Source organism: Vibrio sp. ES.051, assembly GCF_002563795.1.
Taxonomy (GTDB): domain Bacteria; phylum Pseudomonadota; class Gammaproteobacteria; order Enterobacterales; family Vibrionaceae; genus Vibrio.
This window is the reverse complement of the sequence record NZ_PDJL01000005.1, coordinates 180,506-206,200: the sequence shown is the minus strand read 5'-3', so window position 1 is coordinate 206,200 and position 25,695 is coordinate 180,506. Positions and strand designations below refer to the sequence as shown.

Annotated in this window: 21 protein-coding genes and 5 tRNA genes; 14 read left to right on the top strand and 12 right to left on the bottom strand. The window is 45.2% G+C overall.

Features of this window, described 5'->3' with window-relative positions:
- Window positions 1-70: 70 nt before the first annotated feature.
- The 3 genes from ATG66_RS15040 (at window position 71) to ATG66_RS15030 (ending at window position 3,005) form a co-directional block, all read left to right on the top strand.
- On the top strand, window positions 71-343 hold the full coding sequence (locus tag ATG66_RS15040) for an HU family DNA-binding protein (protein WP_098416427.1): 273 nt from the start codon (window positions 71-73) through the stop codon (window positions 341-343).
- 201 nt (window positions 344-544) lie between these two features.
- Window positions 545-2,404, top strand: a complete 1,860-nt coding sequence (gene ppiD, locus ATG66_RS15035; RefSeq protein WP_098416094.1) for a peptidylprolyl isomerase — start codon at window positions 545-547, stop codon at window positions 2,402-2,404.
- A 316-nt stretch (window positions 2,405-2,720) separates the two neighbouring features.
- A complete protein-coding gene (locus tag ATG66_RS15030) occupies window positions 2,721-3,005 on the top strand; it encodes a ComEA family DNA-binding protein (protein WP_179885714.1) in 285 nt (94 codons plus the stop codon).
- 102 nt (window positions 3,006-3,107) lie between these two features.
- Here ATG66_RS15030 and rrtA read toward each other — a convergent pair whose 3' ends face one another.
- A complete protein-coding gene (gene rrtA / locus ATG66_RS15025; protein WP_098416092.1) occupies window positions 3,108-3,659 on the bottom strand; it encodes a rhombosortase in 552 nt (183 codons plus the stop codon).
- Window positions 3,660-3,662: 3 nt separating this feature from the next.
- On the opposite strand from rrtA, the gene ATG66_RS15020 reads away from it, so the two are divergent.
- On the top strand, window positions 3,663-4,277 hold the full coding sequence (locus ATG66_RS15020; protein ID WP_098416091.1) for a tRNA-uridine aminocarboxypropyltransferase: 615 nt from the start codon (window positions 3,663-3,665) through the stop codon (window positions 4,275-4,277).
- An 11-nt stretch (window positions 4,278-4,288) separates the two neighbouring features.
- Here ATG66_RS15020 and ATG66_RS15015 read toward each other — a convergent pair whose 3' ends face one another.
- The 3 genes from ATG66_RS15015 to ATG66_RS15005 all read right to left on the bottom strand — a co-directional run bounded on the left by ATG66_RS15015 (window position 4,289) and on the right by ATG66_RS15005 (window position 7,502).
- Entirely contained in the window at window positions 4,289-5,611 is a 1,323-nt protein-coding gene (locus ATG66_RS15015) for an anti-phage deoxyguanosine triphosphatase (protein ID WP_098416090.1), read from the bottom strand.
- Between the two features lie 15 nt (window positions 5,612-5,626).
- Window positions 5,627-6,211 carry a 5'-deoxynucleotidase gene (gene yfbR / locus ATG66_RS15010; RefSeq protein WP_098416089.1) on the bottom strand — a complete coding sequence of 195 codons (585 nt, stop codon included), beginning with the start codon at window positions 6,209-6,211 and terminating at the stop codon, window positions 5,627-5,629.
- A gap of 76 nt (window positions 6,212-6,287) precedes the next feature.
- The gene (locus ATG66_RS15005) at window positions 6,288-7,502 is read right to left on the bottom strand and encodes a pyridoxal phosphate-dependent aminotransferase (protein ID WP_098416088.1); all 1,215 of its coding nucleotides are present in this window, start codon (window positions 7,500-7,502) and stop codon (window positions 6,288-6,290) included.
- A 217-nt stretch (window positions 7,503-7,719) separates the two neighbouring features.
- On the opposite strand from ATG66_RS15005, the gene ATG66_RS15000 reads away from it, so the two are divergent.
- From ATG66_RS15000 to ATG66_RS20870, 7 genes are all read left to right on the top strand, one after another.
- Window positions 7,720-9,027 carry an isochorismate synthase gene (locus ATG66_RS15000; RefSeq protein ID WP_098416087.1) on the top strand — a complete coding sequence of 436 codons (1,308 nt, stop codon included), beginning with the start codon at window positions 7,720-7,722 and terminating at the stop codon, window positions 9,025-9,027.
- Entirely contained in the window at window positions 9,024-10,742 is a 1,719-nt protein-coding gene (gene menD, locus ATG66_RS14995; RefSeq protein WP_098416086.1) for a 2-succinyl-5-enolpyruvyl-6-hydroxy-3-cyclohexene-1-carboxylic-acid synthase, read from the top strand. The genes ATG66_RS15000 and menD overlap by 4 nt, the downstream gene beginning before the upstream one ends.
- Window positions 10,729-11,556, top strand: a complete 828-nt coding sequence (gene menH / locus ATG66_RS14990) for a 2-succinyl-6-hydroxy-2,4-cyclohexadiene-1-carboxylate synthase (protein ID WP_098416085.1) — start codon at window positions 10,729-10,731, stop codon at window positions 11,554-11,556. The genes menD and menH overlap by 14 nt, the downstream gene beginning before the upstream one ends.
- The gene (gene menB / locus ATG66_RS14985) at window positions 11,549-12,415 is read left to right on the top strand and encodes a 1,4-dihydroxy-2-naphthoyl-CoA synthase (protein ID WP_098416084.1); all 867 of its coding nucleotides are present in this window, start codon (window positions 11,549-11,551) and stop codon (window positions 12,413-12,415) included. The genes menH and menB overlap by 8 nt, the downstream gene beginning before the upstream one ends.
- A 127-nt stretch (window positions 12,416-12,542) precedes the next feature.
- On the top strand, window positions 12,543-13,532 hold the full coding sequence (menC, locus tag ATG66_RS14980) for an o-succinylbenzoate synthase (protein WP_098416083.1): 990 nt from the start codon (window positions 12,543-12,545) through the stop codon (window positions 13,530-13,532).
- On the top strand, window positions 13,517-14,938 hold the full coding sequence (gene menE, locus ATG66_RS14975) for an o-succinylbenzoate--CoA ligase (RefSeq protein WP_098416082.1): 1,422 nt from the start codon (window positions 13,517-13,519) through the stop codon (window positions 14,936-14,938). The genes menC and menE overlap by 16 nt, the downstream gene beginning before the upstream one ends.
- 117 nt (window positions 14,939-15,055) lie before the next feature.
- On the top strand, window positions 15,056-15,217 hold the full coding sequence (locus tag ATG66_RS20870; RefSeq protein WP_179885692.1) for a hypothetical protein: 162 nt from the start codon (window positions 15,056-15,058) through the stop codon (window positions 15,215-15,217).
- Between the two features lie 10 nt (window positions 15,218-15,227).
- On the opposite strand, the gene ATG66_RS14970 is transcribed toward ATG66_RS20870, so the two are convergent.
- From ATG66_RS14970 to ATG66_RS14960, 3 genes are all read right to left on the bottom strand, one after another.
- Entirely contained in the window at window positions 15,228-16,160 is a 933-nt protein-coding gene (locus ATG66_RS14970; protein WP_098416081.1) for a YeiH family protein, read from the bottom strand.
- 119 nt (window positions 16,161-16,279) lie between these two features.
- Window positions 16,280-18,154: an MFS transporter gene (locus ATG66_RS14965; protein WP_098416080.1), complete on the bottom strand. Its 1,875-nt coding sequence runs from the start codon at window positions 18,152-18,154 to the stop codon at window positions 16,280-16,282.
- Window positions 18,155-18,167: 13 nt separating this feature from the next.
- Window positions 18,168-18,758, bottom strand: a complete 591-nt coding sequence (locus ATG66_RS14960) for a TetR/AcrR family transcriptional regulator (protein ID WP_098416079.1) — start codon at window positions 18,756-18,758, stop codon at window positions 18,168-18,170.
- 253 nt (window positions 18,759-19,011) lie between these two features.
- On the opposite strand from ATG66_RS14960, the gene ATG66_RS14955 reads away from it, so the two are divergent.
- Entirely contained in the window at window positions 19,012-19,884 is an 873-nt protein-coding gene (locus tag ATG66_RS14955) for a Tim44 domain-containing protein (RefSeq protein ID WP_098416078.1), read from the top strand.
- 291 nt (window positions 19,885-20,175) lie between these two features.
- Here the strand turns inward: ATG66_RS14955 and ATG66_RS14950 are convergent.
- The 5 genes from ATG66_RS14950 to ATG66_RS14930 form a co-directional block, all read right to left on the bottom strand.
- A tRNA-Tyr gene (locus ATG66_RS14950) sits at window positions 20,176-20,260 on the bottom strand.
- Between the two features lie 80 nt (window positions 20,261-20,340).
- A tRNA-Tyr gene (locus ATG66_RS14945) sits at window positions 20,341-20,425 on the bottom strand.
- 80 nt (window positions 20,426-20,505) lie between these two features.
- A tRNA-Tyr gene (locus ATG66_RS14940) sits at window positions 20,506-20,590 on the bottom strand.
- Between the two features lie 80 nt (window positions 20,591-20,670).
- Window positions 20,671-20,755 (bottom strand) — tRNA-Tyr (locus ATG66_RS14935).
- A gap of 80 nt (window positions 20,756-20,835) precedes the next feature.
- A tRNA-Tyr gene (locus ATG66_RS14930) sits at window positions 20,836-20,920 on the bottom strand.
- A 283-nt stretch (window positions 20,921-21,203) separates the two neighbouring features.
- On the opposite strand from ATG66_RS14930, the gene ATG66_RS14925 reads away from it, so the two are divergent.
- The gene (locus ATG66_RS14925; RefSeq protein WP_098416077.1) at window positions 21,204-22,298 is read left to right on the top strand and encodes an efflux RND transporter periplasmic adaptor subunit; all 1,095 of its coding nucleotides are present in this window, start codon (window positions 21,204-21,206) and stop codon (window positions 22,296-22,298) included.
- Window positions 22,298-25,411, top strand: coding sequence for a multidrug efflux RND transporter permease subunit VmeF (vmeF, locus tag ATG66_RS14920; protein WP_098416076.1), 3,114 nt, complete (start codon window positions 22,298-22,300; stop codon window positions 25,409-25,411). The genes ATG66_RS14925 and vmeF overlap by 1 nt, the downstream gene beginning before the upstream one ends.
- Window positions 25,412-25,695: the final 284 nt, after the last annotated feature.

The window sequence follows — 25,695 nt, the reverse complement described above, 5'->3', positions numbered from 1 at the left end:
GCATGTTTTCTTAATTATGGAACGAAAGTCATCAAAAAAATAATCACAGATGACACAAGGGGAAATTACAGTGAATAAAACTCAGTTAGTCGAACAAATTGCAGAAAATGCAGACATTTCTAAAGCGTCAGCGGGTCGTGCTCTAGATGCACTCATCGAAGCAGTAAGTGGCACGCTTCAGTCTGGTGAGCAAGTTGCTCTGGTTGGTTTCGGTACATTCAGTGTTCGTACTCGCGCTGCACGTACTGGTCGTAACCCAAAAACGGGTGAAGAAATCCAAATCGCAGAAGCCAAAGTACCTTCTTTTAAGGCTGGTAAAGCACTAAAAGACGCTTGTAACTAATTAGAGCGTGACTTCGGCAATCGGCTCTTTGCTTAACTTTTTGCTCAAGCAACAAGTTTCGAACAAAAATTTACAAACTTCGAGCCGAACTTTTTTAAATTATGCGCATCATACTGATGCGCATTTCTTTTTCTGTTATTATTGCGCCATTATTTCTATTAGATAGAAGCAGTAGCTTCAGTTGTGGAGAGCAGTTAAATTATGATGGATCGACTACGCGAGGGCGTGAATAGCATCGCGGTCAAAATAATCCTTGGACTTATCATCCTGTCGTTCGTATTTGCAGGTGTAGGTAGTTACATCGTTGGTGGTAACAACAATTCTGCAGCGAAAGTCGGCAATACCGAGATTCCTCGAGGTGAGTTCGAGATGGCTTACCAAAACGAGCGTAATCGCATGCAAACTCAATTGGGTGACTACTTCTCTCAAATGCTAGCTGACCCTGCATACGTTGAATCGTTTCGCAAGTCAGTGCTCGACAGAATGATTAATGATGTTTTGCTTGACCAACAAGCCGAAGCATTAGGTCTGCGAATTAGCGATACTCAAGTGCGCAGTATGATTCTGGAAATGCCTCAATTCCAATCTAACGGTCAATTCGACCAAGATATCTACCAAGCATCTCTGCGTCGTGCAGGCTTCTCTCCAGACACTTTCGCTGAGTATATGCGTCGTGAATTGGTGCGCGAGCAACTGCTTAATGCATTGCAGACAAGTGAGTTTACATTACCAGGTGAAGTACAGGCAGAAGGTAAGTTGTTTACTCAAACTCGTGATATTCGCACTGTCACTATCGACCTTGCTGAGTTTGCAAAAAATATTGAGTTGACTGAAGAAGAAATTCAAGAGTACTACCAAACGAACCCAGATAACTTTACTCGTCCAGAGCAGGTTAAAGTTGCGTATATCGAGCTTTCTGCAGAAGCACTGAAAAAGCAGGTTACAGTATCTGACGAAGACGTTAGAAAGTATTACGACGAGAACCTAGATAAATATTCTTCTGAAGAGCAACGTCGCGTGGCGCATATTCTTGTTGAAGGTGATGACGAAGCGAAAGCACAAGCCGTACTTGACGCACTCAATGCCGGCGCAAATTTTGCGACACTTGCTCAAGAAAAATCTGATGACTTTGGAAGTGCTGAAAACGGCGGTGACCTAGGTTGGATTGAGCGTGATGTGATGGACCCTTCCTTTGAAGATGCAGCATTTGCGCTTAAGAACCCAGGCGATATCTCTGGACTAGTGAAGTCAGATTTTGGTTACCATATTATCAAGCTTGAAGATCTAAAAAATTCTGTGGCTAAGCCGTTTTCTGAAGTATCTGCTGAAATCAAGCAAGAGATGGCCGACCAACAAGCAGTTGACCAGTTCTATGAGTTACAAAACGAACTTGAACGCGTAGCGTTTGAATATCCTGACTCTCTGTACGATGCGTCTCAAGCGGTTAATCAGGAGGTGAAGACGACTGACTTTATCTCTCAAATTGATGCACCGGAAGTGCTTCGTACCCCTGCTGTCATGCAAGCAATCTTAAGCCCTGAAGTGAAAGAGGATGGTCTGAACTCTGAAGCGATTGAAATCGCACCAGAGCACATCATTGTCGTTCGCGTTGAAGATATGCGTGACGAAACCATTCTTCCGCTTGAAAAAGTGAAAGATCAGGTGGTTGCAGAACTATCTCGTGTTAAAGCAGAGCAAGATGCACTGGAACTTGGAACAAAAGTTGTAGCGGCATTGAAAGAAGGCAATACAGAAGTACTGGCTGAAAACAACCTAGCGTTTGGTGAGCAAGAAACTGTGGATCGCCGTGATCCGTTGGCAACAACGGTGTTCGCGATGGCTAAACCAGTTGATGGTAAGCCAGTTTATGGTCAGTCTAAAGATCTTGAAGGCAACATTGTTATCATCGAGCTTGATGCTGTCAGTGCTGAGTTAGATAGCGAACTAGAAGAACAGGTGGCGATGCAAATGCAACGCGCCTCTTCTCAGCAAGACCTCTCTTCTGTACTAGCCGTACTCCGCGCCAATACAGATATTGAGTACTTTATTGTGAGCAACTAAGCACTAATGATGTAATTTGTATGTTAACCAAAACGGGCCGCATAAGCGGCCCGTTTTATTTTTGTCTCTATCAACTTCAATCTTCAACATGCATTGCTTAAATTAATGCGCGTTTAAGTTATATCAGTTGTGGTAAACACTTGGTCTTCTAGATTATTAAAATACCGATAGCGACGTTAAAAATTTTTGGCTGTAGAAGTCATGGCTTATCAAGATTTTTGCCTTGTTCTCAAGTATTTTTCCTACGCTATTTCTGATCAATTATTTACTGTGGCCGAATATTAGCCCACTACCTTTTGGAGATTGTATGTTCAATATGAAATGGATTTTGACGTTGTGCTTATGTGTATTTGCACCATTTAGCTTTGCAGCAGACTCTGTTACTGACAAGTATGAAGGAATTGAAATTACGGTAAATATCAATACCGCTTCGGCAGAAGAGATTGCGACCATGCTGAAAGGCATTGGTGAAAAGAAAGCGCAAAGCATTGTTGAGTATCGTGCTGAGCACGGACCTTTTAAGACCGCCGCTGATTTGACGAGCGTAAAAGGTATCGGTGAAGTGACAGTAAAGAAAAACGAAGACCGTATTTTACTGTAGACGAAGGAATATTTTTGAGCTGGCGTAAGCTGGGATTGAAGCCATTTTTGTCTCATTGTTTCCCGAACCGACTCTCTTACGTGGTTCGGGATTTTATCCAACCTATCCAAATAGACGACGGTGAAAGCTTTTTTCTAGTAGCGCCATTCCGAGTCCACCAACAGCCCCAAATAGATGTGCCTCGATTGCAACACGAGCACCAATCATTTCAACAGTACTGGCAGAAGGGCCATAGAGTTGCTCCCATATAATTTTAGCGATGAGGCCAGCAACTAATAGTGCACTGCTTCTTCTGCTTTCAAATACCTCCCTTAGTGCCCAAAAACCGAATAATCCGTGTAGCACTCCGGATAAGCCTACATATACCGACATATTCGTAAATAAGTTCATAGTGCCAACAAGCGTACAAATTAGCGAGAAGACGATCAGGAAGTTACGGGTACTTGGGCGAAAAATAAAGCTAATCACCCATAACCCAGCCAAATTCATGGCTAAATGTGCAAAGTTGGTATGTGTGAGGTTTCCTGTTACGATTCGCCACCATTCGCCATGACGTATATTGTAAGCGTGCCATTCGGTTAGGCTTGCCATTGGTTCGAATTGAAGTATTAAACAAATAATGCTGATGATGCTCAGCAATGTATAAAGGTTCACTCTATGTCTCGTTATTGTTCTCAATGTGGAAAATCACGCAAAGCTTGTATTTGCCAATGGATTATACCGCTAATAAGCGAGGTGGAACTTATCATTCTTCAGCATGTGAGTGAAGAACATCGTTCACTTGGTACGGCACGGATTCTCAATTTGAGCCTAAACAACTGTACTTGTTTGATTGGTGAAGACTTTTCCAACAATGCGATTTTAAACAAATTGCTTGCCGATGAGTGTTATCAGCATTTTATTCTTTATCCGTCTGATCAATCTCTGTGTCTTTCAGAATTGACGAACAATGTGAGCTCCCAAGCTCAAAAAGTGCGGCTTATTTTGCTGGATGGGACATGGAGAAAAGCTTATAAGATCTGGCAGCTCTCAGCTAACTTACACAGTTTGCCAACGGTAAAGTTACCTCAAGAGCTGCGAGGTCATTACACTATCCGTAAGGCGCCATCACAGAATAGCTTATCAACGGTTGAGGCGGGTTATCATGCCCTTAGCCTGTTAGAGCCGAAAAGGGACTTTACCCCACTGTTGCATGTATTTGAGAAGATGATTGAGTTTCAAATTGCCCAGATGCCTCCGGGCGTATTTGAAAAAAACTACCTGAAAGATTGATTGATTGTTTGTTAAAGCACGATGGAAGAGAACAGTTGACGGTGCAGTTTTTGTGCATGGCCATCGGTCATCGCGGAAATATAATCAGCGATGACTCTCATCTGGTCACTTTCATTATTTACCTCGCACCAAAGATCTCTGGTGTGAATTGGCAGTAAGCGCTCAGGATCTGCCGTTAGTGCCTCAAAAATATCCATAATAATTTGTTGACCTTTGTATTCCACTATCTGGACCTGCGGGACTTGGATCACATACTGACTCACGAAGTGTTTTAGTACGTCGAGTGCTTTGGCCATTGGTGGCTCTAAATACGCGTTCCAAGACAGCAATGGATTACTAAACGGCTCATCCACGACTTTGATTGAAATACTGGTTAGCAGCGCATTGACCATTCCGCCAATCGCATCTTTTCGTTCATGATGCTTACCGCTAAATAGCATTTGACCGATGGAATGAATATGTGCTTCAAACCAAGGGTCGCCACAATCGGCCAATTGGCTCGCTGCTCCTTCTTGCCATTGTTGGCGAGTTACCATACTCAGTACGATCGCGTCTTCTAAATCATGCACACCATAGGCAATATCATCCGCCAGCTCCATGATGGAACAATCGAGTGATTTAAAACGCGTTTTACTGTGCCCAAACTCTGACTCTGGTTTAGACCGCATTTGACTAAGCAGTGCTTTGTCGTTGTTAGAAAGAGGTGCTATTACCCAATCAAACAAGTCTTTATCGCAATCGTAAATGCCTTTGGCTGGGCTCCATTCCTTAGCTTTTAGTTTGCGCTGATGCTCGGCTGGTTTAGGTAATTTGACGGAGCGAGTTTGACTAATGAGGGCTGGGTACTTAATCAAGCCAAGCAGAGTGCGGCGGGATAAGTTCATGCCAAAGTGCTCGGTATAAGGTTCTAATTTGGTGACAATACGAAATGTTTGTGCGTTGCCTTCAAAGCCACCATGCTCACGCATCATATAGTTGAGCGCGACCTCGCCGCCATGGCCATAGGGAGGGTGGCCGATATCGTGGGCTAAACACAAGGAGTCAATCAAGCTGTCCGAAGGCAATAAGTCACGGAATTCGGACTGCTTTTTCTTAAGTTGAGCAACGATACCTGTCCCTAATTGTGCCGCTTCTAGAGAGTGTGTTAAACGGCTGCGGTGGAAATCTTCTAAACTATTTCCGTGTACTTGTGTTTTAGCTTGTAAGCGTCGAAAGGCCGCCGAATGAAGGATTCGTGCTCGATCACGTTGATATGGACTGCGGTGATCGTCACGGCGGATCTTATGTTCATCGTTATGGCGTGCTAACCATTGTGGGGGTAATTCAAACGACACTTGTCTCTCCGTAGGCTAACTGATTTCGTCCAGCGACAGTTCGAAGCTAGGTGCAAAAGTATTGAGAAAGTAATCCATCTCTGGTGTTTTGCGTTCTTGTAAGGTGATTTCAAGACGTTTTTTGGCCAAGGCAAACTCGTGATTACCAGCACTTAACTCTTCTAGGCATTTAAGGTAAGCGCAGAGTGAATCTGCTTGTTTGACGATTTTAGCATCGTCCTCGTGAGCAGAATGAGAAAGCAGATAGGGCGCAAAATCATCTTGAAATTCTTCAGGTAACATAGACAGCAACTTTTGCTCTGCGGCTGCCTCTATCTTCTTATATTCTTTTGAAATTTCCGGGTTGTAGTACTTAACGGGGGTCGGTAAGTCCCCTGTAAGAACTTCACTGGAGTCATGATACATTGCGAGAATGGCTATGCGCTCCGGATTGAGAGCACCACCGAATTTTTTATTTTTGATTAAGGCGAGAGCATGAGCGACAAAAGCAACTTGTAAACTATGTTCTGAAACGTTTTCTGGTGATATAGAGCGCATCAATGGCCAGCGTTGGATCAGCTTCATTCTAGCCAGGTGGGCGAAAAAATGGCTCTCTTTCATGGTTTTCTCCGTTTCTGGTGTAAAAAAGGAACTCACTAGGAGTTCCTCTAAGCATATGAGAGTTGAGCACTAATTACTACTGGCTGTAAGTCGATAAGAAGCGTTCGAAGCGCCCAATAGCGATTTCAAGATCTTCAACATGAGGTAACGTTACGATGCGAAAGTGATCTGGCTTCGGCCAGTTGAAACCTGATCCCTGTACTAACAGTACTTTTTCTTGTTTCAAGAAGTCTAATACCATTTGCTGATCATTGGTTATGTTGTACATCTTGGTATCAATTTTAGGGAATAAGTACATGGCGCCTTTCGGTTTGACACAAGAGACACCAGGAATTTGATTGATTAATTCGTAAGCACGGTTACGTTGCTCTAGCAGGCGGCCGCCAGGTAGAAGCAGCTCATTGATGCTCTGATAGCCTCCTAGCGCAGTTTGAATGGCATGCTGCATCGGTACGTTCGCACAAAGACGCATCGAGGAAAGCAATTCCAAACCATTCACATAGCCTTGGGCAAGGTGTTTGGGCCCAGTTAAAAACATCCACCCACCACGGAAACCGCAAACTCGATAAGCTTTGGATAGGCCGTTAAAGGTCATGACCAAGACATCTTCAGTTAATGTTGCCACAGAGGTATGCGTTGCACCGTCATACAGAACTTTGTCGTAGATCTCATCTGCAAAAATGATTAATTTGTGCTGACGAGCGATTTCAATCACTTCTAGTAAGAAGTCACGGCTGTATACGGCACCGGTTGGGTTATTGGGGTTGATAAGCACAATACCGCGAGTTTTCGGCGTGATTTTCTTTTTGATGTCGTCTAAATCAGGATACCAATCCGCTTGCTCATCACATAGGTAATGGACTGGTTTGCCGCCAGACAATGCCACCGAGGCTGTCCATAACGGATAGTCTGGCGCTGGGATCAGCATTTCATCGCCATTATTTAACAACGCTTGCATTGCCATAACAATAAGTTCAGACGCGCCGTTGCCCACATACACGTCCTCGACATCTAGAGATCGGATACCTTTACGCTGATAGTGTTGAACAACCGCTTTACGAGCAGAGTAAATACCTTTGGAATCACAATAGCCTTGAGACGTCGGCAGATTACGAATCACATCGACTAAAATCTCGTCAGGGGCGTCAAAACCAAAAGGGGCAGGGTTACCAATGTTTAGCTTTAGGATTTTATGCCCTTCTTCCTCCATGCGCTTAGCATGTTTGAGTACAGGACCCCTAATGTCATAGCAGACATTATCGAGTTTTGACGACATCCCGATATTTTGCATTGTACAATTCCTAAAAATTCGTTAATTTATTTATTAAAATACAATAATTTGTTTTTTATTAGAATATATATCTTTAAATTATCGTTGTGCTGGTTGATTTTTGCTCGCTTACTATCACAGGATTTTGCAAAAGATCGCATACGACCTTGATTTGCTTTAGGTCTAAACTTAGAGTAGCCGTCAGTTACCATTTGTCCTCACCTACTACGAGGTTGATTTGTCACAGTTCCATCAAGCCGTAAAGAGAATTATCGAGCGAGTTCAGCAAGCGGAAGGCAATCAAACACGTCTGGTCGAGCCCCTGAGCGAGAAACCTAATTTCTCATTTATCGATTGGCTTGATGCACAACCCCTTTTCCCTAAATTTTACTGGCAGTCCCGCGATACTCGTGAAGAGGTCGTTGCACTAGGGCAATTACACGCCTTTGTTGAGCCAGGCCCGGCTTACACCATTCTAGGTGAAGGGCAACGGGTCTGGGGTGGACGCTCTTTTGATGGCCAGCATGAGAAGAACCGTCGCTGTATGCCTTCTTTCTTCTTTTTGCCTCAAATTGAGTTAATTCGATTGGATCAGCAATGGTCTCTGGCCGTGAATATTTCAGAAGACAAGGCTTGTACCCTAACAGGGTTGAATAAACTCGTTTGTGAGGTTGCGACGTTATCGCCAGTTTCCTCGCATATTCGTTCTATTGTGCATACTCCAAGTAAATCTCAGTGGGACCAGTTAGTGCATAAAGTGCTGACGGGCATTGAGAATGATGATTTTAAAAAGGTGGTATTGGCGCGTCGTTCCACGGTGCAACTTGACAATACTTTGAGTGCGGCGCAACTGCTTAAAGCAAGCTATTTGAATAACCATCATAGCTTCCACTTTATGTTAAGCCTAGACAGCAAGCACAGTTTTATGGGCTCAACGCCCGAGCGTTTATATTCTCGGATAGGGCATGAACTTCACACGGAAGCGTTGGCAGGCACGATCGGCCGAGGTGACAACGCCACTCAAGATATGCAGTTGGCGAATTGGTTATCCCAAGATCAAAAGAACCTCAACGAAAACCAATATGTGGTTGATGACATTATCGAACGCTTGTCACCTCACTCCGAAACTATTGAAGTAGAGACGGAGCCAAGGCTAGTTAGGCTACGAAAAGTGCAGCATCTTAAACGAAATATCCACGCCAACCTAAAGGCGGGGGTCAACGGTGTTCAGTTACTGTCGGCGCTTCAGCCGACGGCGGCGGTTGCTGGCTTACCTCGACAAGAATCCATGCAGTTTATTCTTGATAATGAGCCCTTTGCGCGCGGCTGGTATGCGGGGTCAATTGGTTACATCAGCCATGAACGAGCAGAGTTTTGTGTCGCGATCAGAAGCGCGTTTGTGCTCGGTGACCAAGTACAACTGTTTGCGGGGGCTGGTATTGTGCCGGGATCCGTTGCTGAACATGAGTGGGCAGAACTTGATAAGAAAATGTCGACGTTGCTTACGCTGATTTCTGATCATCCGCCGTTGGGAGTCGCATCATGAATCATGACCAAGCGGTGCTCAATCGAATTTGGTCAGCAACCCTATTGATTGAGCTTCAGCGATTTGGCGTTAAGCATGTTTGTATCGCCCCGGGTTCGCGTTCTACCCCTCTCACTCTTGAGGCAGCAGACCAGCCGAACTTTTCCATCCATACTCATTTTGATGAGCGTGGTCTCGGCTTTATGGCTCTTGGCTTAGCGAAAGCCACTCAGGAGCCGGTGGCAATTATCGTTACCTCTGGTACGGCAGTGGCGAACTTATTACCAGCCGTTGCGGAGGCTAGGCTTACTGGTGAAAAGCTGGTGCTGCTCACTGCGGACCGTCCGGTGGAGCTCGTTGGCTGTGGCGCAAACCAAGCGATTAACCAGTTGGGTATTTTTTCGCATCATGTCTCGGCAAGCTTGAATTTACCAAGCCCAACTTTAACAACATCGCTTAATTGGTTGCTGACCTCTGTTGACGACGCCATGTTTACTCAGCAACTGCAAGGCAGTGCTGTTCATATTAACTGTGCATTTCCAGAGCCTTTGTATTCCAACGGCGCAAAAGCGGATTATCAAACCTACTTAGACTCGGTAGCCGGATGGCGAAAAGGAAGTGGCACTTATACCCAGCGTTTTAGCCACTTGTCACAGGCGCACATCCCGTCTTGTGCGGATAAAAAAGGCTTGGTTGTGATTGGCAGCTTACCGCTTGAACAAGCGAAGTCGGCGCAGGCATTTGCACAAAAGATGGGATGGCCGATACTGGCAGACTCGCAAAGTGGTCTCGGTTCGGATTGGGCGCATTACGATGTATGGCTTCAACTTCCCGAGTTCGTAAACGAGCTTGAGTCTTGTGAACTTATTATCCAATTTGGTAGCCGAATCATCTCCAAACGTTTGAACCAGTGGATTGATAAACAAGTTTCGCAAAATCAACAAAATAAAGACGTTCAATACTGGTATATCTCGCCGCGTATGGACCGTAATAACCAAAATCATCTGGCGCAAATGCACTGGGTTGAGCCTCCTCAAGCTTGGGTTTCTCGCGTTAGTTTTGAGAAGTCAATATTCGCTGGTTGGGCTGATCGGTTAGCGAATGAAGTCAAGCGAGTTCATCAACGTATCGAAGAAGCCTTCCTATCTGATTCAGCTTCTGTCATTGACGAAATTGCGTTGGCAGCAGACATCAATGAGCGCACTAAAAACGCTGATGTCTTTTTGGGTAACAGTTTGTTTGTTCGACTTGTCGATATGTACGGCAAACTTGATGATATAGAAGTGTTCACTAATCGAGGCGCGTCAGGAATTGACGGTTTGTTTGCTACCGCATCAGGCGTACAACGAGCAAGAGGTAACCCGTTACTGATGTATATCGGTGACACATCAGCACTGTATGATCTCAATTCACTGGCGCTGTTTTCTCACAATAAACTGCCGACGGTGCTTGTGGTCACAAACAATGATGGTGGCGCAATTTTCGATATGTTACCGGTGCCTCAGGAGCATCGCACTGCGTACTACCAAATGCCCCACGGTTATCAGTTTGAACATGCAGCCAAACAGTTTGGTTTAAAGTATGAGAAGCCAACTACGTTAGAAATGTATCAAGCAATGGTTGCCGAGCATCTGTCGAGCGACCAAGGCACACTGCTGGTGGAAGTCCAAACCCCACCAAGCCAAGCCGCAGGGTTGATAAAGGCATTTAATAAGAGCCTGCATGCTTCACTCTGAGCGTTTCTCTCCAACTGAAAAACACCAAAGTGGTGATCTTCCCACTCTGGTGTTTTTGCATGGCCTTTTAGGAAATGGTGCTGATTGGCAAGCTTGTTTGGATGAGCTGACTCAGTTTGAACGAGTCGTTATAGACCTTCCTGGTCATGGTCGCAGTCAGTTTACAAAGTGCAACGATCTCGATGATTGCTGCAAACTTCTTAATTCCACACTATCTTTATTATTTCCCTCACAACAACCACTTATTTTGATTGGTTACTCGATGGGCGGCCGTATTGCGATGCATGGTATTGCCAATCAATGCTTCCCAGATCTCAATATTGCAGGCGTAATTGTTGAAGGGGGAAACTTCGGGCTTCAAACTGAGTCAGAGAAACAGGTGAGATTGGAGAATGATGCTCACTGGGCAAAGCGTTTCAAAACTGAACCACTTGAACGTGTTTTGAACGATTGGTATCAGCAAGCAGTGTTTTCTTCACTAAACCATGAGCAAAGACAAACATTAATTGCGAAGCGAAGTGATAATCTTGGCTCGGCGGTCGCGGGCATGCTGATGGCAACATCGTTAGCCAAGCAGGCGTATTTGTTGCCCACACTGAAAAAGCAGAACATACCGATGTATTACTTGTGTGGTGCGAAAGACCAAAAATTTAGCCAACTGGCACAACGTAGCGGGTTGGCGTATCGACAAGTTGAAGGCGCAGGGCATAACGTCCATCAAGAGCAGCCCCAACAATTTGCGATGCATATTAAGCAAATAATTCAATCTCACTTTGGTGAGAGTAACGAGAACAATGGGAATCACCATGGCTAAAACAGTAGGCATTTCTGAAGAAGAACTTTACGCTCCGGTTCAATGGAAAGATTGCAGCGAGAAATACGACGATATTCACTACCATAAGTCTGAAGATGGTATAGCGAAAATCACCATTGCACGTCCTCAAGTGCGTAACGCGTTTCGCCCTCAAACCGTGAAAGAGATGATTGATGCGTTGGCAGATGCACGCTACGACTCTAATGTGGGCGTGATTATTTTGACTGGCCTAGGTGAGGATGCATTCTGTTCTGGCGGCGACCAGAAGATCCGTGGTGATTACGGCGGTTACCAAGACGACCAAGGCACGCATCACCTGAATGTATTGGATTTCCAACGTGACATCCGAACTTGTCCAAAACCTGTGATCGCATCAGTCGCCGGCTGGGCGGTTGGCGGCGGACACGTATTGCACATGATGTGTGACCTGACGATTGCTGCGGACAATGCGCAGTTTGGTCAAACTGGCCCTAAAGTGGGTTCTTTCGACGGTGGTTGGGGCGCATCATACATGGCTCGTATCGTCGGTCAGAAAAAAGCACGTGAAATCTGGTTCCTATGTCGTTTCTATAATGCTCAAGAAGCGGTAGACATGGGCTTGGTCAACACGGTTGTACCACTAGCGGATCTAGAGAAAGAAACCGTGCGTTGGTGTCGTGAAGTTCTGCAACACAGCCCAATGGCACTACGCTGTTTGAAAGCGGCATTGAATGCAGACTGTGATGGTCAAGCGGGGCTACAAGAACTTGCAGGCAACGCAACAATGATGTTCTACATGACCGATGAAGGCCAAGAAGGCCGTAATGCTTTTAACGAGAAACGTCGCCCAGACTTCGATAAGTTCCCTCGTAACCCATAATCCGTATAAAAAGAGGAGTGTTTTAGCTCCTCTGTTCCATTTTTCCTGAGCGCCTCGCCCTCTGGGAGGCTGATGAGGTTCCTTGTCAGAACGCTCAAAATATACGGCATTACATAGGACTCGAATTATGCGTGAAGCGAAAATTTATCGTTATAGCTTGCCCATGGATAGTGGTGTCATCCTGCGAGACAATAAGCTAACTGAACGTGTTGGTTATGTTGTTGCGCTTTCAGAAGGTGACAAAATCGGGCTTGGAGAAGTCGCTCCTCTTCCTGGTTTTAGTTTAGAGAGCCCCGAAGATGCTGGTATTCAGCTACAAGAACAAGCGGAGCGTTGGGTTGCAGGGTTGGATGTGGATTACGCCAACATGTACCCATCGGTCGCGTTTGGTTTATCGATGGCACAGTTAGAGTTAGCTGGTGGTTTACCCCAACAAGGTAAGTATCAAACAGCGCCACTATGCACTGGCGACCCAGACGAGCTCATTCCAAAGTTGAACGAAATGGAAGGTGAGAAAGTCGCGAAAGTGAAAGTCGGGCTTTATGAACCAATTCGTGACGGCATGCTTGTGAATCTGTTCCTTGAATCGATTCCTCAATTAACGCTTCGACTTGATGCGAACCGCGCTTGGACACCAGAAAAAGCGCAGCAGTTTGCGAAATACATTACCCCGTCGTTGCGTCAGCGGATTACTTTCTTGGAAGAACCGTGTCGTTCGCCCGGGGATAGCCTTTCTTTTGCGATTAACACTGGCATTGCGATTGCTTGGGATGAAACGCTGCAAGACGCGGTTCGCCGTGAAGATTTCTGTCTAGAGGACCTGACCGGTGTGAAAACGATCATTATTAAGCCGACACTCATTGGGTCGGTGGATTTCTGTATTACACTGATAGATAAGGCTAAGTCACTGGGGATTAAAGCGGTCATCAGTTCGAGTATTGAGTCCAGTTTAGGTCTCACTCAACTGGCGCGATTGGCCCAATGGCAATTACCTGATGAAGTTCCCGGTTTGGATACTGTTGGTTTGTTCACAGTACAGCTAGAACAGGGTTGGCCAAAATGTGAACTTCCTATTGTTCCTCTAACCCAACAGGAGATCGTGTGGCATTCAGCATAGACAATATTGCGATGGCGCCATGGAACCATTGGGCTCACACGAGCCCTTTTTCTATTGCACTTGAAACATCGTCAGAAACGTTAAATTGGCAACAGCTCGCGTTACGGATTCATCAATATACGCACTACTTGAACCTACAAGGTGTGACTCGTGGTGATGTGGTGACCTTAGTCGGTAAAAACCAAACGGAGACTTTGCTACTTTATCTCGCCTCTCAGCAGCTTGGTGCGATTTCTGCCTTAACCATGCTCCAACCGATAGGCTCATTACAAAATAAACTCACTACGCTCTACAAGCCTGAACAAACGCGATTCATTTGGTTTGCCAAGGATTGTGCGTCGACGTTTACACCCCATGAACTGGAATCCCTGAATGCGACTGTGCTTAGCACATCAGAAGTGTTGAATTTAAACAGCGATCTAATACTTGAAGATGGGTATCATCATGATCGGCTCGCTTCTGTGGTTTTCACCTCGGGCTCGACTGGTTTCCCCAAAGCCGTGGTGCACACGCATCGACAACACTTTGCTTCAGCAGAAGGCTTACTGAGTGAGTTTACTTTCACTCAACAAGACACTTGGCTGCTGTCGCTTCCTCTCTATCATGTTTCTGGTTTGGCGATTGTTTACCGTTGGTTATTTGCGGGTGCAACACTGAAAGTAGGCGACGGGGAATTAGCAGAAGATATCCAAGGTGTTTCTCATGCTTCGCTCGTTGCAGCGCAGCTTAAACGTCTGTTAGGTAACAAGATAGACTTGTCTTTAACTCATGTGTTACTGGGCGGCAGTCACATCGATCACGAGCTAGCACTACGAGCCACAGAAAAGGGGGTTGAGGCATGGTTGGGTTACGGCATGACAGAAGCGGCTTCCACCGTAACGGCAAAGAAAGTTGATGATGTGATTAGTGCCGGGCACTTATTAAAAAACCGTAAGGTCAAGCTGGTGGATCAGCGTATTTTGGTCGGTGGGAAAACGCTCGCGGCAGGGTATTTCTATCAAGGTCAAGTTACCCTGTTGTTGGATGAACAAGGCTGGTTTGATAGTAAAGATTTAGGAGAATGGCAGGGGGATGAATTAAAGATCATCGGTCGTGCCGACAACCAGTTTATTTCCGGCGGTGAGAATATACATTGTGAAGAGGTTGAGGCCGCGCTCAACCAAATGGATAGCATTGTTCAAAGCATAGTGATACCTGTTGAGGATGCTGATTTTGGTCATCGTCCGGTTGCTGTGATTCAATCAGACGGTTTGCTCACCAAGGCTGAATATGAACAGCATCTACAGGCGAGATTAGAAAAATTCAAATGGCCGATTGAGTATCATTTAATGCCACAAGACTTATTGGAAGGTGGAATTAAAGCCTCTCGTAAAGCGGTGAAAAAATGGTTGTTGTCCTTGACGTAGTATTAGTCAATTTCGCTATGTGTTAGTCGGAAAGAGAATTTCGTATCCTTATAACCCTGAATCATAATTGTGCCTCAAGACAGATAGGAAAGAGGCATAAGGTTCAGGATGGTCAAAATGACATTAGTTGTAGCGGTTGTACTGCAAATTTGCATTGCTGTCAGCAGCGAAGGGCTGACTCGTTCCTTGGCTGAACTGACGGCTTTTTTGATTGCGATCGCACTGATGCTTGTACTGAAGAATAACAAACTTAATCAGACACGATCGCAGCAAAACTAACCGAAGACAATTACCTAAAAACTAACCAGCTTAGTGAGGTGGTTGAAATTACTACCCATAAGCTCACGCCAAATAATAATGGCTTCGCTCCCGCCGTTCTCAACGTCGAAGTCGAAATACTGCAGCCAATCAAAAATAAGCACACCACCAGTGCTTGTTTTGCAACAGCGAATATACCGTGGTACACCCCCTCAAACTGCGGGAATAAATCACTGAAAGCGATAGCTGCACAGTACCAGAAAATAAAGTAAGGGATCACTAGCTTACGCGATCCACTGTCGTCATTTCCCCGTGAAAAAATAACAGCACTGAGTAATGCCACAGGAATGATCCATAGCGCTCGTGCCAGTTTTAATGTGGTGGCAGTGGTAAGTGCTTGCTCACCGTAGGCCGATGCCGCTCCAACGACAGAAGAGGTGTCATGTATGGCAATTGCCGCCCATGTGCCAAATGTGTGCTGATCTAGCTCTAAAGCATGACCTATTAGCGGAAAAATAAATAGCGCCAGAGAGTTCAACACAAACACAGTCGCCAGTGCTAACCCTATTTGCTCATCTTTTGCTCTAATTGCAGGCGCGACGGCCGCAATCGCGCTACCACCACAGATGGCTGTACCTGAAGAGATTAAGTAAGCTGTTGTACGCTCTAACTTTATTACTTTGGCGATAACCGAGCCGATAGCTAACGTACCAACTATGGTGACAATAATTAGACCGATACCGTCCGATGTGACGGTAAGTGCTTGTTCGAAATTGATCCCAAAGCCTAAACCAATAATAGAGTAGGAAAGTAATTTCTTAGTCAAAGAGGCGATAGGAAGCTGGGACGGCACAAAACCAAAACTGGTGAGTAAAAAACCGAGAACCAGAGCAATAGGAGAGGATACAAAAGGACTTAAGCAAAAGAGTAACGCGAATCCAAACAGGAGGTATTTTTTATTCAAGGCTTATTATTCGTTGTTGTGAGTAAACCGAGAGTATATCTCATCGTTCATGGTCAATTTGTATTAATGACTTGAACGCACGTTCAGCTATTCTAAACGTGCGTTCATTCTCTTTACCATCAACGCCAATCGCCACGGAGTTGATGAACTTTATTAAACATGACGTTGGCCGTAGCCTCATTCGGTGGTATTGGTTCGCCAGCTTCAATTTCCAATTTAGACCAAAATCGGGTTGGTAAACCTCGGCAAGCTCGTCCCTTCGCTCGGCTGAAATAGCTACCCCATAAGCCTTTCAACGCCATAGGAATCACGGGAACAGGGCTGCGACGAAGAATGATATCGATACCACGCATAAATTCATTCATTTCGCCGTCAGACGTCAATTTTCCTTCTGGGAAAATACAGACGAGATGGCCTTCGTTTAATGCAGTTTCTACATCACTAAATGCACGTCTGATAGAGCTTCGGCTATTCGCTGAAATAGGAATCACTCCCGTTCGACGTAAAAAGCGTCTTAACGGTGGCAGGTTGGCATAATCTTCTTCCATGACAAAGCGAATTAATCGTGGGCACACCGCACTTAGCAGTAAAGCGTCCATATAGCTAACATGATTACATACGATCAACGCGCCGCCTTGCTCTGGCAAATTATGTAGATTTTTGTGCTTCACTCGATAAATGCTGTGAGTGAGCATCCAAACCACAAAGCGCACGACGAAGACTGGGATTTGCAAAAAGAGGTAAGCAGCGACTAAAAAGTTCAGGATGGCCAACAAAGCGAACAGCTGTGGAATGGACATCTTAAGCACACTTAGGCACACAATACCTAATAGCGCACTCCCTACCATCAACAGAGAGTTGAAAATATTAAGCCCAGCGATAACTTGCGCACGTTCTGTTTCTTTTGCTCGGAATTGCATTAAGGCGTAAAGCGGTACGATAAATAGTCCACCTGAAGCGCCGATCATTAATAGATAGAAAAAGAGCGGCCTAAAAGGCTCATAACTAAAGAAGTCAACGAATGTATTAAACTGAGGTAATTCGCTTGGGATTGATGTGGCCATTAAATAACCGAATATCGTAATCCCGAGCGAGCCAATAGGCACAATACCTATCTCGATCCGATGGTTAGAGATCCAGTTGCAAATTAGCGACCCTAGGGCTATCCCAATAGAAAATAATGCAAGTAAGAAAGAAACCGCGCTCTCTGTGCCATTCAGATACACCTTGGTGAAGTTTGGGAACTGAGTCAGGTACGCTGCGCCTAAAAACCAAAACCAGCTGATCGCCATAATACATTGGAATACAATCCGATCAGACTTGGCGATAGACAAGGTGTGCTTAGTTTGTTGATACGGTTGCCAACGGAACTTAAGCTCGGGAGCACTTGCGGCGGCAAAGGGGATAGAACGGCTCGACAAGTAACCCAACACCGCAAATATAACCACACAAAGCGCAGCAAGGTACTTAGCATTGTCGGCAGATGCAATGAGGCCTGCTCCTAGTGTCCCAATCAGAATGGCGATAAAAGTGCCCGCTTCAACGAGGGCATTGCCCGGTACCAACTCTTTGGCGTTTAATTTTTGTGGTAAGAGCGCGTACTTGACAGGGCCAAAGAATGCAGACTGAGTACCCATTAAAAACAGTAGCAGCAACAACACGCCGTAACTTTCAGTAATAAAGCCGATAGCCCCTAAGAGCATGATGGCGATTTCAAATAGCTTTACCTTACGAATAAACCATGACTTCTCGTATTTGTCGGCTAAAACGCCTGCTGACGCAGAAAATAAGAAGAATGGCAGGATGAACAAGCCAGCGGCTAAGTTGATGAACAGGTTACTTGAAATCGGCAACGCGCTAGAACCCGCAAAAGCAACAAACAGCAATAAAACGTTTTTGAAAATGTTATCGTTGAAAGCGCCAAAAAATTGAGTAATAAAATAGGGCAGGAACTTTCGTTGCGTCAGCAAGAACGACGGTCTGTCGGATGACATGAATAACCCTTTATTACCAGTTGGTGAGATAGTTAGACAGCAAGTTACCGATCAATTCTTTGCCATCAACAGGCTCGCTAGAGAAAAACTTATCATCAACACTGAGCAAGGTAATACCATGCACGCCAGACCATAATACGCGGCTTGCTTTCACAACTTCAGATTCTGTTCGATGGGGTGCAATTTCAGCCAGTAATGACTCAAGCATGCCAGTCATACCATCAATCCGTTTCGCATGCCATTCAGGGAGTGGTGCGCCGTTCATATTGTGTTCGAAAACAAGTTGCCAGCGATAAGGGTGTTTTTGAGCAAAATCATGGTAGCAGTATGCGAGTTCAAATAGAGCTTGGTGGCCATCTTTGCTGTTATTTGTGGCTTTTTGAGCCTCTTGCGCTAATTCATCTAAAGTTTGGGCGACAACATGCAGCAGTAATATGTTGTAATTACCAAAAATGTTAACAAGTGTACTCGGCACATAGCCAATCATGTTAGCGATTTTACGCAGGCTCAGCTCGTGGTAAGAGTGCTCATCTAAAAAGTTTTTGACTGTGGTCAGTGTCAAATTTATTAACTCTTCTCTAGTGTGATCGTTTCTGCGTGCCATACTCTCAAACTGGTTTATTGAACATCGTTCAATATGATAGTCAGCTACTTATTAACCGTCAATAACGCAATCAAGTGCAAGCCAACAGACTTGGCAATATTCTGATACATGTCAGCTTCTTTAGGCTATTTTCATCAACTGACATACAGAGTATGATAACCTCACTATCATCTTTGGCGTGCTACTGTTTGAAACCATAATTGTTTCGTATTGATAGGGCACCACCTTAGATATGTTAACTTTAAGGATAACGATGAAACGTTTATTTTCTATTGTTGCTCTATTAATGTTTACTGTCGCTGTAACACCTATCGCAGAAGCGAAAAGGTTTGGTGGTGGTAAGTCTTTTGGTAAGAGTTACAAAACTGCCCCTGCGCCTAAACAACAGCAACAAAACACTAATACGATCGGTAAAGAGAAGACGGCAAAATCTTCAAGCAAAAAAGGCTTGATGGGTGGTCTCCTTGGTGGTCTTTTAGCTGGTGGACTGCTTGCTGCTTTCTTTGGTGGTGCTTTTGAAGGTATCCAGTTTATGGATATCCTAATTATTGGTTTGATTGCCTTCTTCATCTTTAAGTTGATGCGCGGCATGTTAGGTGCAAAGCAAGGCAGCATGAACCAGCACCGTCATCAACCAGCATTTGGTGGTAACACGTCTAAGTTTGAGCAACCTAATATGCAAAACTTTGAACAGCAGCCAAACTCAAATACAGGTGGTTTTACTGGTTTTGGGTCTCAAAGTGATGTACCACACAATTACCCACCAGGTTTTGACCAAGCCGCTTTTGTTAATGGTGCTCGTGAGCACTACCGAATCTTACAAGGCGCCTGGAATCACAATCAGCTAGACACCATTGAAGAGTATGTCTCTCCAAGCTTGTTGGATGATCTTAAAGCAGAGCGAGCGAAGCTAGAAGGTGAGCAGCACACGGATGTCATGTATGTTGATGCTGAAATTGTACGTGCAGATTATGACGCGAATAAAGCACAATTAAGCTTGCAGTTCAGTGGTCGTTACCGTGACGCCGTTGAAGGCGTCGAAGAGAGTATCGAAGATATTTGGCACCTAGAGCGTGATCTTACGGTACCTAACGCGCCTTGGTTGATTGTTGGTATTCAAGGCTAGTCACCTTTAAACCAATTTAGTCTTAAAAAAATCCCGCACCCCCCTGCGGGATTTTTTGTATCTGATGTATAGCGATGGACTTTTATCTTTCCGTCAATCGCTTGATAGTCCAATTAAGAAAGCGAGAGGCATCGTTCTAAACTAACATACAGTTCAGGATTACTGCGTATTACTACATACAATTCATTAGAAGTCGCCTTCAGCATCGCATCTTGGGTTATCTAATCATACGTTGACGTTCACCAGTCCTGAAACGAAAAAAATCCAGCTCAATGAGCTGGATTTTCTATATGGTGGAGGGAGACGGATTCGAACCATCGAAGGCAGTGCCGGCAGATTTACAGTCTGCTCCCTTTGGCCACTCGGGAACCCCTCCAGGGTGTTTTATACTTGAATAGTGTTTTCCCAACACAACTTTCCAAGTTATTTCTCATGATGCGATCACAAGAAGAAATATGGTGGAGGGGGACGGATTCGAACCATCGAAGGCAGTGCCGGCAGATTTACAGTCTGCTCCCTTTGGCCACTCGGGAACCCCTCCAGGGTGTTTTATACTTGAACAGTGTTTTCCCAACACAACTTTCCAAGTTATTTCTCATGATGCGATCACAAGAAGAAATATGGTGGAGGGGGACGGATTCGAACCATCGAAGGCAGTGCCGGCAGATTTACAGTCTGCTCCCTTTGGCCACTCGGGAACCCCTCCAGGGTGTTTTATACTTGAACAGTGTTTTCCCAATACAACTTTCCAAGTTGTTTCTCATGATGCGATCACAAGAAGAAATATGGTGGAGGGGGACGGATTCGAACCATCGAAGGCAGTGCCGGCAGATTTACAGTCTGCTCCCTTTGGCCACTCGGGAACCCCTCCAGGGTGTTTTATACTTGAACAGTGTTTTCCCAACACAACTGTCCAAGTTGTTTCTTATGATGCAATCACAAGAAGAAATATGGTGGAGGGGGACGGATTCGAACCATCGAAGGCAGTGCCGGCAGATTTACAGTCTGCTCCCTTTGGCCACTCGGGAACCCCTCCAGGGTATTTTTATACTTAGTAAGATGTTTTCCCAACTCATCTCCCAAGTGCGGAGCGAATCATAGCAAACTCGCTCAGGCTGTAAAGCGTTTTTCTGGCGTTTTTACGTTGAATGCTGTCTTTTTGGGCAAGGGTGGTAGAAATTCAGCGTTTTGTATGTACTTTAAACAAAACAAAAATACTCTTTTACTTGAATTTACACTACTTGACGTTAGACAACGTATCTATTGGTAAACTGTGAGTAGTTTAATGACATCAGTTTATTCTTTTAGAAGCCAATATCATGAGCATGAAAGCCACTTTATCCTTATCTGTTTTATCGTTTTTTATATTAATGAACTCTCCTGCAGCGTTGGCTGCGATGCGAGGGCCATCAGCGGTCACCGTTGTGACTGAGCAAGTAGAAACACATAACATCAACCAGTCATTGTCGCTTATCGGAAAATTAGAGGCGGCAGAATCTGTGATTGTCGCGTCTGAAGTCGCTGGAAAAGTAAATCAGATCGCCGTAAAAGCGAATCAAAACGTGCAACAGGGACAATTATTAATCCAATTGGACGATGATAAGGCCCAAGCTGCTTTAATCGAAGCGAAAGCATACCTTAAAGATGAACAACGCAAGCTAAAAGAATTCCAGCGTTTGGTACAGCGAAATGCGATAACTCAAACGGAAATCGACGCGCAAAAAGCCAGCGTAGAAATCGCGCAGGCACGCCTTGATGCAGCCAAAGCGAACCTAGCCGATCTTCATATTACAGCCCCTTTCTCGGGGACGGTGGGCTTTATTGATTTTAGCCGCGGAAAAATGGTGAGTGCTGGGACTGAACTTCTGACACTCGATGCCCTTTCCGTGATGCAGTTAGACTTACAAATACCAGAGCGATATTTATCAATGCTTTCTGTTGGCATGGAAGTCGTCGCCAAAACAAGTGCATGGGATAACAAAACGTTTACAGGCAAAGTCACGGGGATTGACACTCGGATCAGTGCTGAAACTCTCAACTTGCGTGTTCGTATTGAGTTTGATAACCCTGAAAATCGTTTAAAACCGGGCATGTTAATGAATGCCTCACTGGCTTTCCCGGCTATTGAAGCGCCGATTATTCCTGTCCAAGCGTTAGAATATTCAGGTACCAAACGCTATGTATATGTCATTGATAGCAACAATAAAGCAGCACGACAAGAGGTTGCTCTTGGTGCTCGTGTTGACAACGAAGTTGTTATTGAATCGGGTGTCGAAGTTGGCGATAAGATTGTTGTTCAAGGTATTGTTAATATGCGTGATGGTGTAGAGGTAAAAGAAATTGTCGTCCCTTCCAAAGCGAAATCAGCCAATCCCACCAACCTTAACCAAGCATCGGCTAAGGATGAAAACTAATGTTACTTTCTGACGTTTCGGTCAAACGCCCAGTCGCAGCGTTGGTGTTGAGCATGCTGTTGTGTGTATTTGGTTTTGTTTCGTTCACCAAGCTTGCGGTACGTGAAATGCCAGATATTGAAAGTCCGGTAGTCTCGATCAGTACCCGTTACGAAGGGGCGTCGGCCACCATCATCGAAAGCCAAATCACCTCCGTATTGGAAGATCAGCTTTCGGGTATCAGTGGCATAGATGAAATCAGTTCTACAACACGCAACAGCAGTTCGCGTATCACGATTACTTTTGAGTTGGGGTATGACCTCAATACCGGGGTAAGCGATGTTCGCGATGCTGTTGCTCGAGCCCAACGTTCATTACCTGATGAAGCGGACGATCCGATAGTTTACAAAAATAACGGGTCAGGTCAGGCTTCGCTATACATTAATCTTAGCTCAGCAGAAATGGATCGAACTCAGCTGACGGAGTATGCGGAACGTGTGTTAATGGACCGCTTCAGCTTGATCTCTGGGGTGAGTTCTATTGATCTGTCTGGTGGTTTGTACAAAGTTATGTACGTTGAGCTTAAGCCTGAATTGATGGCTGGCCGTGCAGTGACCGCTTCGGATATTACGTCCGCCCTTCGCAGCGAAAACCTAGAAAGTCCTGGCGGTGAAGTTCGCAATGACTCGACCGTAATGTCGGTTCGAACTGCTCGTAGTTATAATACGCCAGAAGACTTTCAGTATCTTGTGGTTAAGCGCGCGAGCGATAATACGCCCATTTATTTGAAAGATGTGGCGGATGTGTTTATCGGTGCGGAGAACGAAAACTCGACCTTTAAAAGTGATGGTGTTGTGAATGTTAGTTTGGGGGTGGTCCCTCAGTCTGATGCTAATCCGCTTGAAGTGGCAAAGCGGGTGCGTACCGAAGTGGATCGTATTCAGAAGTTTTTACCAGATGGAACCCGTCTGGCTATCGATTACGATGCCACGGTGTTTATAGAGCGGTCAATCGAAGAAGTATACAACACACTATTTATTACAGGTGGCTTGGTTATCTTGGTGTTATACATCTTTATCGGCCAAGCGCGGGCAACATTGATACCAGCTGTTACGGTTCCGGTTTCACTGATTTCCTCTTTCATTGCCGCTTACTATTTTGGTTTTTCGATCAACTTGATCACTTTGATGGCGCTAATCCTTTCCATCGGTTTAGTTGTGGATGATGCCATCGTTGTGGTAGAAAATATTTTCCATCATATCGAACGTGGTGAGTCCCCCTTGCTGGCCGCATATAAAGGCACACGTGAAGTCGGTTTTGCAGTTATTGCAACGACGTTAGTGTTGGTCATGGTGTTCCTGCCAATCTCCTTTATGGATGGTATGGTTGGCTTGCTCTTTACTGAATTTTCGGTATTGCTAGCAATGTCGGTGATCTTTTCTTCTTTGATTGCTCTGACGCTAACTCCTGTACTAGGGAGCCAGATCCTTAAAGCTAATATAAAGCCAAACCGATTTGATCAAGTTGTTGATCGCCTATTCAGCAGGTTGGAGAGCGGTTACCGAGCCGCGTTGAAAGGCGCACTGAAAGTTCGTTGGGCTGCCCCTCTTGTGATACTGGCTTGCATGGGCGGAAGTTACTTCCTAATGAATCAGGTGCCAGCGCAACTCACCCCACAGGAAGATCGCGGGGTAATTTTTGCCTTTGTGCGTGGTGCTGATGCGACATCCTACAACCGTATGTCAGCAAACATGGATATTGTTGAAGACAGACTCATGCCACTCTTAGGCCAAGGTTATTTGAAGTCTTTCAGTATTCAAACGCCAGCGTTTGGTGGGCAGGCAGGCGACCAAACAGGTTTTGTGATCATGATTCTTGAAGATTGGAATGAACGTGATGTAACGGCTCAACAAGCTTTAAGTAAGGTTCGAGGTGCGTTAGCAGGCATGCCTGACGTGAGAGTCTTTCCGTTTATGCCAGGATTTAAAGGTGGTTCGAGTGAGCCCGTTCAGTTTGTTCTGGGTGGTTCTGATTATGGTGAGTTGTTGGTTTGGGCGGATATGCTCAAGAATAAGGCAGAAGAGTCACCCATGATGGAAGGGACAGAAATTGATTACTCAGAGAAAACGCCAGAGCTATTGGTCACGGTAAATAGACAGCGCGCCGCAGAACTTGGCGTCAGTGTAAAGGACATCTCTGATACGTTGGAAATCATGCTCGGTGGTAAAAGTGAAACCACGTATGTTGAGCGTGGTGAAGAGTACGATGTGTACCTGCGTGGTGACGAAAGCAGCTTCAATAATGCGGCGGATTTGAGCCAAATTTATTTGCGCACCACCAATGGCGGGCTTGTAACATTAGACACAGTGACCAAGATAGAAGAAGTCGCGGCTTCCATTCGTCTCTCTCACTACAATAAGCAGAAATCGATTACAATTTCCGCCAATTTGTCAGAAGGGTATACCTTGGGTGAAGCATTGAACTACCTCGATCAACAAGCGATAGACAATCTACCGAGTGATATCTCGGTGAGCTACTCTGGCGAGTCGAGAGACTTTAAAGAGAACCAAGCCAGTGTTGCTATTGTGTTTGCCTTAGCGTTACTGGTCGCTTACTTAGTTTTGGCGGCTCAGTTTGAAAGTTTCGTTAATCCTTTGGTGGTGATGTTTACTGTTCCAATGGGGGTGTTTGGTGGATTTTTAGGTTTAGTCGTCATGGGCCTAGGGATGAATATTTACAGCCAAATTGGCATGATCATGTTGATTGGTATGGTGACGAAGAACGGTATTTTGATCGTAGAGTTTGCCAACCAATTACGTGACCGCGGCGCTGAGTTTGAAAAAGCGATCATTGATGCTGCTGCACGTCGTTTACGTCCGATCCTGATGACGGCGTTTACCACACTTGCTGGTGCGATCCCGTTGATACTGTCGACAGGGGCGGGGTATGAGAGTCGTATTGCCGTCGGTACGGTTATCTTTTTCGGGATGGGATTTGCAACGTTAGTCACCTTATTCGTCATCCCAGCGATGTACCGCTTGATATCTGCAAAAACACAATCGCCTGGCCATGTCGAAGCAGAACTTAAGAAAGCACTCCGTCACGATACCAAAGGGCGAACCGTTCACCCGTAGCAGAAAACGTAACAGTGACTGGTGTTAATATTGATTGAACCAATAGTATGGATGATGCTCATCGGTCAATTTTTGATACAAGGTCGTGACTGTGCACAATAAGACTTGTTGAGCTAGAGCAAATTTTCTGCTCGATAAAGCTTGCTTATAGGTATACCAGTCATGTTGCACGGAAGCGGAGCCAATTACTCTGATAAAGATAGAACTGGTATGGGTTTGCTGGTACTAGCCAGCTCGACTTTTCTTCTCACGATGTGCTGTTCCTGACATAAGGTCGGCGGGTG

Excerpts from the sequence above, each read along its gene's own strand:
- menH (WP_098416085.1), top strand. The coding sequence starts at position 10,729 with ATGCTTCACTCTGAGCGTTTCTCTCCAACTGAAAAACACCAAAGTGGT.
- ATG66_RS20870 (WP_179885692.1), top strand. The coding sequence starts at position 15,056 with ATGACATTAGTTGTAGCGGTTGTACTGCAAATTTGCATTGCTGTCAGC.
- ATG66_RS15030 (WP_179885714.1), top strand. The coding sequence starts at position 2,721 with ATGAAATGGATTTTGACGTTGTGCTTATGTGTATTTGCACCATTTAGC.
- vmeF (WP_098416076.1), top strand. The coding sequence starts at position 22,298 with ATGTTACTTTCTGACGTTTCGGTCAAACGCCCAGTCGCAGCGTTGGTG.
- ATG66_RS14960 (WP_098416079.1), bottom strand. The coding sequence starts at position 18,758 with ATGGCACGCAGAAACGATCACACTAGAGAAGAGTTAATAAATTTGACA.
- menB (WP_098416084.1), top strand. The coding sequence starts at position 11,549 with ATGGCTAAAACAGTAGGCATTTCTGAAGAAGAACTTTACGCTCCGGTT.
- ATG66_RS14925 (WP_098416077.1), top strand. The coding sequence starts at position 21,204 with ATGAGCATGAAAGCCACTTTATCCTTATCTGTTTTATCGTTTTTTATA.
- menC (WP_098416083.1), top strand. The coding sequence starts at position 12,543 with ATGCGTGAAGCGAAAATTTATCGTTATAGCTTGCCCATGGATAGTGGT.
- ATG66_RS14955 (WP_098416078.1), top strand. The coding sequence starts at position 19,012 with ATGAAACGTTTATTTTCTATTGTTGCTCTATTAATGTTTACTGTCGCT.
- ATG66_RS14965 (WP_098416080.1), bottom strand. The coding sequence starts at position 18,154 with ATGTCATCCGACAGACCGTCGTTCTTGCTGACGCAACGAAAGTTCCTG.
- menD (WP_098416086.1), top strand. The coding sequence starts at position 9,024 with ATGAATCATGACCAAGCGGTGCTCAATCGAATTTGGTCAGCAACCCTA.
- yfbR (WP_098416089.1), bottom strand. The coding sequence starts at position 6,211 with ATGAAAGAGAGCCATTTTTTCGCCCACCTGGCTAGAATGAAGCTGATC.
- ppiD (WP_098416094.1), top strand. The coding sequence starts at position 545 with ATGATGGATCGACTACGCGAGGGCGTGAATAGCATCGCGGTCAAAATA.
- ATG66_RS15020 (WP_098416091.1), top strand. The coding sequence starts at position 3,663 with ATGTCTCGTTATTGTTCTCAATGTGGAAAATCACGCAAAGCTTGTATT.
- ATG66_RS15005 (WP_098416088.1), bottom strand. The coding sequence starts at position 7,502 with ATGCAAAATATCGGGATGTCGTCAAAACTCGATAATGTCTGCTATGAC.